The organism is Pseudomonas sp. W4I3 (assembly GCF_030816195.1).
Classification (GTDB): domain Bacteria; phylum Pseudomonadota; class Gammaproteobacteria; order Pseudomonadales; family Pseudomonadaceae; genus Aquipseudomonas.
This window is the reverse complement of sequence record NZ_JAUSXS010000001.1, coordinates 3,927,743-3,938,698: the sequence shown is the minus strand read 5'-3', so window position 1 is coordinate 3,938,698 and position 10,956 is coordinate 3,927,743. Positions and strand designations below refer to the sequence as shown.

Sequence of the window (10,956 nt, the reverse complement as noted above, 5' to 3'; positions counted from 1 at the left end):
GGGAAGGGGCTTGTTCCTGATACACCTCGGTCCAAATGTGGGAGGGGGCTTGCCCCCGATGGCGGCCTCTGGGCCGACCAGGATGTTGGATCGGACCGGGTACATATCCGTTCCTGCGGTCACGGCCACTTAGGGTTCCGCCCTTACGGCGGGTCACTTTGGAAAAGCCCCAAAGTAACCAAAGGGCTCTTGCCCCACCACTCGGCACCTCGCTTGGGCTCGGTGTGCCCGAACGAAGGCTTGAATCCGTGGGCCGCCGCCACGCGCCATCCATGGCGCGGGGCGGCTAACCCGGCGTCCTGCCGGGTTACCCACGAATCCAAGCCTGCGTTCGGCCAGCGTGGTTTAACGGGGCGCCCAGGATCAAAAGCCAGATCAAGATCAAGAGCGACTCGCTGCGCATCGTGGTTAGCGTTTGGATACCCATGCTCAATCAAAAAGCCCAACTTTATGGTCATTTATGCAAACGTTTAAGTTACGCAAAATCGGCATATTCGCAGTGTTGGCCATTGCCGTCGCATTGGTTATCTACACCGTAAAGGCTCCCGCCGATGCGCCCTTGTACCTCACCGCCACGGTCGAGCGCGGCGATATCGAGAACGCCGTTCTGGCCACCGGCCTGCTGGAAGGCGTCAAGCAGGTCGACGTCGGTGCCCAGGTCTCCGGCCAGTTGAAATCGCTCAAGGTCAAGGTCGGCGACAAGGTCAAAAAGGGCCAGTGGCTGGCCGAAATCGACCCACTGATCCTGCAGAACACCCTGCGCAAAGCCCAGGTCGATGAGGAAAACCTGCAGGCCCAACGCCGTGCCACGGCGGCGCAGCTCAAGCAGGCCAAGTCGGTGTATGAACGCTACAAGGGCTTGCAGGACGATGAGTCGGTGTCGCGCCAGGACTTCGAAGACGCCGAGTCGACCTTCCAGGTGCAGCAGGCCAATCTGCTGGCCCTGGACGCCCAGATCAAAAGCGCACACATCCAGATCGACACCGCCAAGATCAACCTGGACTACACCCGCATCAATGCGCCCATCGACGGTGATGTGGTGGGCATCGTCACCCAGGAAGGCCAGACCGTGATTGCCAGCCAGCTCGCGCCGGTGCTGCTCAAGCTGGCCGACCTGGACACCATGACCGTCAAGGCCCAGGTCTCGGAAGCCGATGTGATTCACATCAGCCCCGGCCAGCAGGTGTATTTCACCATCCTCGGCGAGGCCGACAAACGCTACTACGCCAAGTTGCGGGGTACTGAACCTGCGCCGCAGAACTTCCTGGAAACCCAGACCGCCGGCACGCCCAAGCAGAATACGGCGGTGTTCTATAACGCGCTGTTTGACGTGCCCAACCCCGACCACCGCCTGCGCATCGCCATGACCGCCCAGGTGCGCATCGTGCTCGACACCGCCGAGGCCGCGCTGATGGTGCCGGTGGCGGCACTCGGGCCGCGCAACGCCGATGGCAGCTATGCGGTGCGGGTGCTGGACGCCAAGGGCAAGGCGCTGGTGCGTGAGGTCAAGACCGGCATCAACAACAACGTCAAGGTGCAGATTCTCGACGGCCTGGTCGAGGGCGATAAAGTCGTGATCGGCGATGCAACGCCTGCCGTGGCGGGGAACTGAGCCATGACCCAACCTCTGTTGGAACTCAAGGGCATCACCCGCAGTTTCATGGCCGGAGAGCGAGAGTTCATTGCGCTCAAAGGTATCGACCTGACGATTCATGCGGGTGAGATGCTGGCGATCATCGGCGCGTCGGGTTCGGGTAAATCGACGCTGATGAATATCCTCGGCGGCCTGGATTACGCCACGGCGGGCAGTTACAAAATCAATGGCATCGAGACCCGTTCCCTGGGCGATGAGCAACTGGCGGAACTGCGCCGCGACTACTTCGGGTTTATTTTCCAGCGCTACCACCTGTTGGCGCACCTGAGTGCCTTGCACAATGTGGAAATGCCGGCGATTTACGCCGGCACCCCGGAAACGCAACGCCACAGCCGCGCGCGGGATCTGCTCGCACGCCTGGGCCTGGCGGGGCATATCACCCATCGGCCGAGCCAGTTGTCCGGTGGCCAGCAGCAGCGCGTGAGTATCGCCCGGGCGTTGATGAACGGCGGTGAAGTGATCCTCGCCGACGAACCCACCGGGGCCCTGGATACCCAGAGTGGCAAGGAGGTGATGCGCATCCTCGCCGAGCTGCATGCGGCAGGGCACACGGTGATCATCGTCACCCACGACCCCAAGGTGGCGGCGAATGCCCAGCGTATCGTCGAGGTGTGCGACGGCGAGATCGTCAGCGACAAGGCCAATCAGAGCACTGGGGCGCAGCTGCCCAACGAAGCGCCGGTCGAACCCAGGCGCAGCGGCGCCCGGCGCTTGGTGGCGAGCCTGGGGTTGTTCAAGGAGGCGTTCAACATGGCCTGGGTCGCGCTGATTTCCCATCGCATGCGCACCTTGCTGACCATGCTCGGCATCGTTATCGGTATCACCTCGGTGGTGTCGATCTCGGCCATCGGCGAGGGCGCCAAGCGCTATGTGCTCAAGGACATCCAGGCCATCGGCAGCAACACCATCGATATCTTTTCCGGCACCAGTTTCGGTGACAGCCGCGCCTCGGCCATCGAGACCCTGATGCCTTCGGATGTGGACGCGTTGAACCAGCTGTATTACGTCGACAGCGCCACCCCGGTGGTGGGACGCAACCTGTTGCTGCGCTTTGGCAACATCGACGTGGATGCACAGGTCAACGGCGTCAGCGATCGTTACTTCAAGGTCAAGGGCCTCAAGCTCGAAGCGGGCATCGCCTTCAGCGAAAGCGATGCACGGCGTCAGGCGCAGGTGGTGGTGATCGACCACAACACCCGCCAGCGCCTGTTCGGGCCGAACGTCGATCCGCTGGGCCAGGTCATCCTGGTCGGCAACCTGCCGTGCACGGTGATCGGGGTGACGGCGGACAACAAGAACATGTTTGCCGCCAGCAAGGCGTTGAATGTGTGGGTGCCGTATGAGACAGCGGCGGGGCGCTTGCTGGGCCAGCGTCATCTGGACAGCATCACCGTGCGCATCAAGGACGGCCAGCCGAGCAAGGTGGTGGAAGACAACGTTAATAAGCTCATGCTGCAACGCCATGGCACCAAGGACTTCTTCACCAACAACCTCGACAGCATCATGCAGACGGTACAGAAAACCAGCCGCTCACTGGCGCTGCTGTTGTCATTGATCGCGGTGATTTCGTTGCTGGTGGGTGGCATCGGGGTGATGAATATCATGCTGGTGTCGGTGACCGAACGCACCCGCGAGATTGGCATTCGCATGGCAGTCGGGGCGCGGCAGTCGGATATTCGTCAGCAGTTTCTGGTGGAGGCGGTGATGGTGTGTCTGATCGGCGGGATCATCGGCATCTCGTTGTCCTATGCCATCGGCTATCTGTTTTCGCTGTTCGTGAAGGAATGGGAAATGGTGTTTTCCGTGGGCTCGATCATCACCGCGTTTGCCTGTTCGACGCTGATCGGCATCGTATTCGGCTTCGTGCCCGCACGGAACGCGGCACGACTGGATCCCATCGAGGCACTGGCCCGCGACTGAAAACTGCCGGCCGACACAGATCAAATGTGGGAGGGGGCTTGCTCCCGATGACGGAGGTCAGTCAACATTCATATGGCTGACGCACCGCCATCGGGGGCAAGCCCCCTCCCACATTTTTTAGAAGCTGGCGCTGTCGTCCGTCGAATACATCCACCGCAACAATGAGTGCCGCCCGCTGATCCCCAACTTGATCGCTGCGCGCTTGAGGTAGCTCTCGATGGTGTTGACCTTTAGCGCCAGTTGCTCGGCCAACTCCGGCGCGGTGCGCCCGGCCAGCAGGCCCACGCACACTTCCAGCTCGCGGTTGGACAGGGTCAACCCCGATTGCACCAGCCGCTCCTGAATGCGTCGGCGCAAGGTCTCGATGCCCTGGTGTTGTGGTTCCAGTGGTGTATCGCCCGCAGGGCTTGGCTGGATTGCGCTGATGTGTTTTTCCACCATGGGCAGCAGCAGCGTCGAGAAGTCCTGCAGCATGCTGCGCTCTTGCGCCGAGAAGTTTTCGGAGTCGTGGGAGCGGTACACCGAGAGCACATAGCGCACATCATCTTTACGCCGGGTGAGGTGCAGCTGGGCGGCGGGTTGTTCCTCGCCCAATGCCAACGTCGAGTCGGTGTAGACCGGGCTGATCTTGCGGCGCGTGTCGCCTGCGGCATTCACCCGTAATTGCGTAATGTGGGTGGCGTCCACTGCCAATTGAGTGAGGATCAGGTCATGCAGCATGCGTGGGAAGTGGCGACTGCCCGTGCTGGCGATGACCTTGCCGAGATGTGGGAACAGGTGTGAGTTCATCAATTCGTCCATGAGTTTCGGTGCAGGCATTCGGCATATAGCGACGGGGATTAAAATGCTAGCCAATACGAATACCCTGCGGTGATGGTGCAGCCCGCCGAGACGTATGCTAGTACAGCCTGACAGAAGGGTGGGGATCCAATCGTCAAAAAAACCAGATTAAAAACGCATAACGGCGATCAGACTTGTCTGGTCGCCGTTGTGGGAAAGCAACACGCCAGCCTGACGGTCATTTCATCGCGTGGGCGTCCAGCAAGGTTGGGCGCGCAACGGCACGCGCACATTTGGCCAACGCCTGCTGCACATCCGCCAACAGGTCGGCGACGTCTTCAAGCCCCACCGACAAGCGCACCAGGCCTTCGCTGATGCCGTGCTGCGCACGTTCCTCGGGGGTGTAGGTGGAGTGGGTCATGCTGGCCGGGTGCTGGGCCAGTGATTCGGCGTCGCCCAGGCTGACCGCACGGGTAAACAGCTTGAGCGCGTTCATGAAACGCCGGCCCATGTCGATCCCACCGGTGAGCTCAAAGGCAATCATGCCGCCCGCCTGTTTCATCTGGCGTGCCGCCAATTCGTATTGTGGGAAAGACGCCAGCCCCGGGTAGGTCACCCACCTCACGGCGGGGTGGGCCTGTAGCGCCTCGGCCACGGCTCGAGCGTTGCTGCAGTGGCGGTCCATGCGCAAGGCAAGCGTCTTGAGGCCGCGCATCAGCAAGGCGGCGTCCTGGGGTGACATCACCGCGCCGGTCAAGTCCTTGAGCCCTTGCAGGCGAATACGTTGCGCCAATGCCTGACTGCTGACCGCGATGCCTGCGGTGATGTCGCCATGCCCGCTGAGGTACTTGGTGGCCGAGTGCACCACCACGTCGGCGCCCAGCTCCAGGGGCCGTTGCAGGTAGGGCGTGCAATACGTGTTATCGACCACCACGGTGACACTTGGCTGTTGATGGGCGAGCCGCGCCACGGCGGCGATGTCCACCAGGCGCAGGGTGGGGTTGGCCGGGGTTTCGCAGTAGATCATGCGGGTGGCGGGGGAAAGTGCCGCTTGCAGCGCGTTCAGGTCGGTGAGGTCGACATGGCGCACCTTGATGCCGAACTCGCCGATGCCGTGGTGCAACAGGGCGAACGTGCAACCGTAGAGCGTCTGGCTGACGATCACCTCGTCTCCAGGGCGCAGCAGGGTCCAGAACGTTGCCGCAATCGCGCCCATGCCGGAACTGAAGGCCACCGCCGCCTCGCCGTTTTCCAGGGTGGCCATGCGTGACTCGAGCAGTGCCAGGGTCGGGTTGGAAATGCGCGTATAGAAATGCCCGCTGGCTTCCCCGGCAAAGCAGGCCGCGCCGTACTCGGCGGTGGGAAAAGCGAAGGTGGCCGACAGGTAGATCGGCGGTACGAGGGCGCCGTGATGGTCCTTGGGGTCGTAACCGTGGTGAATGGCGCGGGTGGAAAAACCGAACGCAGGGTGTTTATTGTTCATGTCTGGCGCTCCTTATTTCCTACAATGCTATGCTCATAACCACAGTTGAACGTTGCGAAAACGCCCGCAAACACGGGGCGTCATGGAAGAAAAACCGACAAAAACAATGAATAGAGGCACGTTATGCCCGCCCGTCTGGACCGCACCGATAAAGCCTTGTTAAACGCCTTGCAGAGCAACGCTCGCCTGACCGTGGCCGAACTGGCCGACCGTGTAGCCCTGACCACATCGCCATGCTGGCGGCGGGTGCGCAGTCTTGAAGAGAGTGGGGTGATCAGCGGTTACCAGGCGATCCTGTCACCCAAGGCCCTGGGCTATGGAGTGACCGCCTTCGTCAGCATCATGATGGACAGCCACACCCAGGAAATCGCACGGGCGTTCGAGCAACGGCTGTTGGCGATTCCGCAGATTGTGGCCTGTCATAACGTGTCGGGACGGTATGACTTTTTGCTCGAAGTGGTGGCCACGGACCTGGAGTCGTTTGGCGAATTTGCCCGGGAAGTGCTGCAGACGTTGCCCTGTGTGAAAGAAATCTATTCGAGCTTTTCCTACAAGTCGGTGCGGCCATTGCGAGTGATCCCATTGCCGGACTGACGCAGCCGTTTACCCGCCGTCAATCACCTGACCGCACCGCCTTGACCAGCAGCGCCTCGAACACCCGCTGCACCCGTGGCTCATCACTGTGGGCCACGTTGAAGCGCATCAAGTCGCGGTGGGCAGGGTCGTAGCCAAACAGCGTGCCGGGCGCCAGCACCATGCTGCGCTTCAAGGCTTCCTGAGCCAGCACTTCGCCGTTGACCCCAGGCGGCAGGCGCGCCCAGATGAACATGCCGCCTTCAAAGGCCATCGGCAGCTCGCAGCCGCAGCGCTTGAGCCATTGCTCGACGCGCCCACCAGCCTCCATCAGGCGCTGGACCATGCGTTTGCGGTGCTTGGCATAGCTGCCTTCGCTGAGCATGCGGTACACGATCTGCTCGAACAGCTCCGAGGTCACGCCGCCGCTCATCAACTTCATATTGGTCAGGTTGGCCGCCAGTTGCGGCGCGGCCACCACGTAGCTGACGCGGGTGTTGGCGCTGAGGATCTTCGAGAACCCCGACAGGTAGGTGACCTGGTCCAGCCCGGCGACGGCAGCCAGGCGTGGCGGTGGGTTGGGGTGCAGGTCGCCGTAGAGGTCATCCTCGACGATATGGCAGTGGTACTGCTGGGTCAGTTGCAGCAGGCGAAACGCCTGGCTGGGGCTGAAGGAATGGCCGGTGGGGTTATGCAAGACGCTGGTGGTCAGGTACAGGCTGGGGCGGTGTTCGGCGAGCAGCTGTTCGAGGGCGGTGAAGTCGAAGCCGTCGGGGCGACGTTCCAGGGTCACTACCTTGACGCCATGCAGGGCCAGGTTGGCGTGGAAGTTGAAATAGCAGGGCGCGTCCAGCAGCACCGTGTCGCCGGGACGCACCAGCAGGCGCATGAGCATGTCCAGGCCTTGCACGGTGTTGGGCGTGGTGATGATCTGTTCCACCGGCACCGACAGGCCTTCGCCGTGCAGTTTCTGTTGCAGCGCCTGGCGCAACGGCAACAGCCCGGCCGGCGTACCGAGCCCGGCAATGCGCAGCGACGGCGCACGCACCACGCTGCGCATGGCTTGGCGGATCGCTTCGCCGTTCAACCAGTCTTCCGGCAAGTGGCCACCACCGGGGCGCAGCTCGCCACTGGCGGTCGCCAGGGGGCGGCGCAACACGCTGAGCAGGTCCTGGGGCAGCAGGTCGACCCAGGTCGCCGCAGCCGGACGCGCGCTGTCCATCGCTACGAAATAGCCACGGCCCTGGCTTGAGGTGAGCAGGTTGCGCCCGCGCAGGCGATCCAGGGCTTCATTGAGGGTGAACTTGCTGACACCGAGGATCTCGGTCAACTCACGCACCGACGGCAACTTGCTGCCGGGCGCCCATTCACCGGCCTCGATGGCCTGGCTGAAGGCCTCCACGATCTGCTGGACCTTGGGGGTGCCTTCCACAAAGGCGATGGCGGATACCAACATGAAACGTCCTTATGTTTGCCGGTGCTTTTACCGGTGAAGTTAGGCCGAATTAGGCATCACTTTACCTGCCTGGCGCAATGCCATTCCCCTAGACTGCGCGCCATCTCGCCAGGAGTTGGCGAAATTTCCTACAAGCGAGCAATGGATTCTGCATTCTCATGAAGACTTATATGTGTGCACCCTGCGGTTTTATGTACGTAGAAGAATTGGGCATTCCGGAGGACGGGATACCCGCGGGCACCCCTTGGGAAGAGGTGCCTGAAGACTGGACATGCCCGGATTGCGGCGTGACCAAGGCCGATTTCATGGCCATCGAACTCGCTGACCCGTTACACGCCTGATCCTCCATCAACGAAAGGAATCGCTCCATGGAAAGCAAACTGATCAACCCTGCCGTGCCGTTCTGTACCGGTGTGGCGCACCAGAAATACCTCGACGCCGAACAGGGCTTGCAAACGGCCATCGAAGGCCAGTGCACCCACTGGTATGTCGACGGCAGCCTGTTTGGCGAAATGGTCGACGACTGGACCGATGCGCGCATCGAAAGCCTGCAGGCGCAGATCGCCGCCAGCGGCGTCAAGCCGATCTTCCATGGCAACTTCAAGGCGCCGCTGGGCAGTGACGTCGAGGCGTTTCGCGTGGCGGCGGTGGCCTACGTAAAGAAAGAGATTGATATCGCCAGTCGCCTGGGCGCGCCGTTGATCATTCACGGCGGTTGCATCGTCGAGCCAAAGATGGTGCTCAAGGCCAAGAAAGTCGCCCTGGAGCACTACCTCAAGTCAGTCCAGGAACTGGCCACTTACGCGGCGCATAAGGGCACGGATATCTACCTGGAAAACCTGTCCAACTATGTCAACTACCGGCCTTTCCAGTTACATCTTCACCCATGAGGCCGAGTACGCCTTCGTGTTCGAGCGTCTGCAAGCCCACGACAACGTGTTTTTCTTCCTCGATGCCGGCCACGCCAATATCGAGAACGGAATGCCGGCGGCTGTGGTGCGCAAGTATCACCACCTGATCAAGGGGATTTCCTTCAGCAACAACAACGGTGTGCAAGACCAGCACTTTGGCATTCACGACGGCAACTGCGACTACGCCGACGTGATGCAGGCCATCGTTGAAACCAACTGGAAAGGCCTGGTGGCGTTCGAAACCCGCAACCAGACCGCCAAGGCCGCCCTGGCGGACCTGGCCTTGATGTACCGCGAATCCCTGACGACCGAAATCGCGGTCGCCTGATGTAAACCACGGGCGCACGTCTGTGGCGTGCGCCCCATTCAAGGTCCCGGACCATGACAAGCGCGTTAACCCTGTCTTCGTTTCTCTACTTCCTGTTGTTCTGCGCCACCATGACCTTCAGTCCCGGCCCCATGACCCTGCTGTTGTTGAGCCTGGGCTTGAAGGATGGTTTGCGCAGTTCGATTCCGGCGCAGATTGGCGCCAGTGTGTCGTACCTGATTTCGATCCTGATCTTTGCCGTGGGCTTTTCGGAGCTGATCAAGGGCAACCTCGCGATCACCCAAGCCATCCAGTTCGTCGGCGTCGCCTACATCCTTTACCTGGCCTACAAGCAGTGGACCAGCAGCGGTGTGTCGATCGACAAGGCCGGCGCCGTGGAGGGCTCGCGCAGTCTGTTCGGCAAGGGCTTGCTGACCGGTTTTTCCAACCCCAAGACCATCATCATGTTCAGCGCCGTGTTCCCGCAGTTTGCTGGAGGCGGGGAGCACAGCTCGGCGGCGGACATCGCCATCCTCGGCTTGACGTTCCTGTTGCTGCAATTTGCCAGTGGTTGTCTGTATTGCTATTTCGGCCAGCGCATCAAGCACGTGCTGGAGAACCCCAAGCGGCGCGTACTGTTGCAGCGGATCACAGCGGTGATGTTGCTGGGTGTGGCGCTCATGCTGGCGCGCGGGTTTTCGCACTGAAGCATTAGCCGGTAAGCAGTAGTGGCGATTTGCCGTTGCCCTGATAGACTCCAGGCATCCACTCAGGATGCCCCTCATCATGTCAGCTGCCGGAGGAAATGGACTTCCGCTCGCTTCGCGCTTGTACAAATCCCGCCTCCTGGGGCTGACGCTCGGCTTCGTTTGCGTGGCGTTTGCGATGTATCCGCTCAATCCATCCGTATGGGTGTGGATTTGGATGCTGATAAATGCGTTTGCGTGGCCGCATCTGGCGTTTCAAGCGTCCGTGCGTGCCGCTCATGCACTGCGCAGTGAGCGCCGCAATCTGTTGTTCGATTCCTTCTGCGGTGGCTTCTGGGTCGGCGCGATGCACTTCAACCCGCTGCCCAGCGTCACGACCTTGTCGATGATGAGCATGAACAACGTTGCCATCGGCGGGCCGCGCTTCATGCTGGCGGGGTGGGTGGCACCAGGCGCTGGGCATCGCCACCGCGCTGCTGATGTTCGCGCCGGCATTTGTCGCTGTTACCACCCAGGCCCAGTTGTATGCCTGCCTGCCGATCCTGATGCTGTATCCGCTGGCCCTGGGTTGGATCTGCTACCGCCAGGCCGTGACCCTGGCGCGGCACAAGCGCGAACTGCTGGCCCTGAGCCGCACCGACAGTCTGTCGGGCCTGCTCAATCACGGTGCCTGGAAAGACCACCTGGAAATCGAATTCCAGCGCTGTCGCCGTGGCCCGGCCGGCGCCGCCATCGCGCTGATCGATATCGACCACTTCAAGATCATCAACGACACCTATGGCCATGTCACCGGCGATATCGTGCTGCGCCAGCTGAGCAAGGTGTTGCGCCAAAACCTGCGCGCCACCGACCTGGCCGGGCGCTACGGTGGTGATGAGTTCTGCGTGATCCTGCCGGACATGCCGCTCGACCGTGCCACGCAAGTGATGGACGCCCTGCGTGATCGGTTCAACGCCTTGGCCTACGCCCAGGACCCGACCTTGCGCGTCAGCTTGAGCATCGGCCTGGCGCCGTATCAGCCGAGCCACGCCGACTCCACCAGTTGGCTCAACGATGCCGACCAGGCCCTGTACGAAGCCAAAAGCAGCGGGCGCAACCGGGTCAGCTCGCTGCAGGGGGCTTGGTAGCGGTCCGTTGAGTGGGGTAGGGTGTGGCGGCACCCTAT

10 protein-coding genes and 1 pseudogene are annotated in these 10,956 nt (G+C 61.6%); 8 read left to right on the top strand and 3 right to left on the bottom strand.

Translation table 11 applies throughout. From position 1 onward, the window contains the following. Positions 1-460 precede the first annotated feature (460 nt). Both macA and QF045_RS17870 read left to right on the top strand, forming a co-directional pair. Positions 461-1,612 (top strand): macrolide transporter subunit MacA, encoded by a 1,152-nt coding sequence (gene macA, locus QF045_RS17875; protein WP_306493394.1) that lies wholly within the window; start codon positions 461-463, stop codon positions 1,610-1,612. A 3-nt stretch (positions 1,613-1,615) separates the two neighbouring features. Beyond that, positions 1,616-3,574: a MacB family efflux pump subunit gene (locus QF045_RS17870; RefSeq protein ID WP_306493393.1), complete on the top strand. Its 1,959-nt coding sequence runs from the start codon at positions 1,616-1,618 to the stop codon at positions 3,572-3,574. 117 nt (positions 3,575-3,691) lie between these two features. Here the strand turns inward: QF045_RS17870 and QF045_RS17865 are convergent, their stop codons facing one another. Continuing rightward, complete coding sequence (locus QF045_RS17865; protein ID WP_306493392.1) at positions 3,692-4,363, bottom strand: helix-turn-helix transcriptional regulator; 672 nt, start codon at positions 4,361-4,363, stop codon at positions 3,692-3,694. A 229-nt stretch (positions 4,364-4,592) separates the two neighbouring features. Further along, positions 4,593-5,837, bottom strand: a complete 1,245-nt coding sequence (locus tag QF045_RS17860; RefSeq protein WP_306493391.1) for a methionine gamma-lyase — start codon at positions 5,835-5,837, stop codon at positions 4,593-4,595. A 123-nt stretch (positions 5,838-5,960) separates the two neighbouring features. Between QF045_RS17860 and QF045_RS17855 the strand changes: the two genes are divergently transcribed. Next, positions 5,961-6,431 (top strand): Lrp/AsnC family transcriptional regulator, encoded by a 471-nt coding sequence (locus QF045_RS17855; protein ID WP_306493390.1) that lies wholly within the window; start codon positions 5,961-5,963, stop codon positions 6,429-6,431. Between the two features lie 19 nt (positions 6,432-6,450). On the opposite strand, the gene QF045_RS17850 is transcribed toward QF045_RS17855, so the two are convergent. Then, positions 6,451-7,866, bottom strand: a complete 1,416-nt coding sequence (locus QF045_RS17850) for a PLP-dependent aminotransferase family protein (RefSeq protein WP_306493389.1) — start codon at positions 7,864-7,866, stop codon at positions 6,451-6,453. Positions 7,867-8,024: 158 nt separating this feature from the next. Here QF045_RS17850 and QF045_RS17845 point away from each other — a divergent pair, with 158 nt between their 5' ends. The 5 genes and pseudogenes from QF045_RS17845 (at position 8,025) to QF045_RS17825 (ending at position 10,918) form a co-directional block, all read left to right on the top strand. Continuing rightward, positions 8,025-8,207 (top strand): rubredoxin, encoded by a 183-nt coding sequence (locus QF045_RS17845; protein ID WP_306493388.1) that lies wholly within the window; start codon positions 8,025-8,027, stop codon positions 8,205-8,207. Positions 8,208-8,234: 27 nt separating this feature from the next. Beyond that, a complete protein-coding gene (locus QF045_RS17840; protein WP_306493387.1) occupies positions 8,235-8,756 on the top strand; it encodes a TIM barrel protein in 522 nt (173 codons plus the stop codon). Continuing rightward, positions 8,716-9,105 (top strand): TIM barrel protein, encoded by a 390-nt coding sequence (locus tag QF045_RS17835; protein ID WP_306493386.1) that lies wholly within the window; start codon positions 8,716-8,718, stop codon positions 9,103-9,105. Before QF045_RS17840 ends, QF045_RS17835 begins: the two co-directional genes overlap by 41 nt. Before the next feature lie 53 nt (positions 9,106-9,158). After that, positions 9,159-9,791, top strand: coding sequence for a LysE family translocator (locus QF045_RS17830; protein ID WP_124387038.1), 633 nt, complete (start codon positions 9,159-9,161; stop codon positions 9,789-9,791). A 79-nt stretch (positions 9,792-9,870) separates the two neighbouring features. Next, positions 9,871-10,918: pseudogene (locus QF045_RS17825) on the top strand (diguanylate cyclase). Positions 10,919-10,956: the final 38 nt, after the last annotated feature.

What these genes read in the sequence shown, in the direction of transcription:
- QF045_RS17840 (WP_306493387.1), top strand. Translation starts at nt 8,235, where the DNA reads ATGGAAAGCAAACTGATCAACCCTGCCGTGCCGTTCTGTACCGGTGTG.
- QF045_RS17830 (WP_124387038.1), top strand. Translation starts at nt 9,159, where the DNA reads ATGACAAGCGCGTTAACCCTGTCTTCGTTTCTCTACTTCCTGTTGTTC.
- QF045_RS17860 (WP_306493391.1), bottom strand. Translation starts at nt 5,837, where the DNA reads ATGAACAATAAACACCCTGCGTTCGGTTTTTCCACCCGCGCCATTCAC.
- QF045_RS17845 (WP_306493388.1), top strand. Translation starts at nt 8,025, where the DNA reads ATGAAGACTTATATGTGTGCACCCTGCGGTTTTATGTACGTAGAAGAA.
- macA (WP_306493394.1), top strand. Translation starts at nt 461, where the DNA reads ATGCAAACGTTTAAGTTACGCAAAATCGGCATATTCGCAGTGTTGGCC.
- QF045_RS17865 (WP_306493392.1), bottom strand. Translation starts at nt 4,363, where the DNA reads ATGAACTCACACCTGTTCCCACATCTCGGCAAGGTCATCGCCAGCACG.
- QF045_RS17850 (WP_306493389.1), bottom strand. Translation starts at nt 7,866, where the DNA reads ATGTTGGTATCCGCCATCGCCTTTGTGGAAGGCACCCCCAAGGTCCAG.
- QF045_RS17835 (WP_306493386.1), top strand. Translation starts at nt 8,716, where the DNA reads ATGTCAACTACCGGCCTTTCCAGTTACATCTTCACCCATGAGGCCGAG.
- QF045_RS17870 (WP_306493393.1), top strand. Translation starts at nt 1,616, where the DNA reads ATGACCCAACCTCTGTTGGAACTCAAGGGCATCACCCGCAGTTTCATG.
- QF045_RS17855 (WP_306493390.1), top strand. Translation starts at nt 5,961, where the DNA reads ATGCCCGCCCGTCTGGACCGCACCGATAAAGCCTTGTTAAACGCCTTG.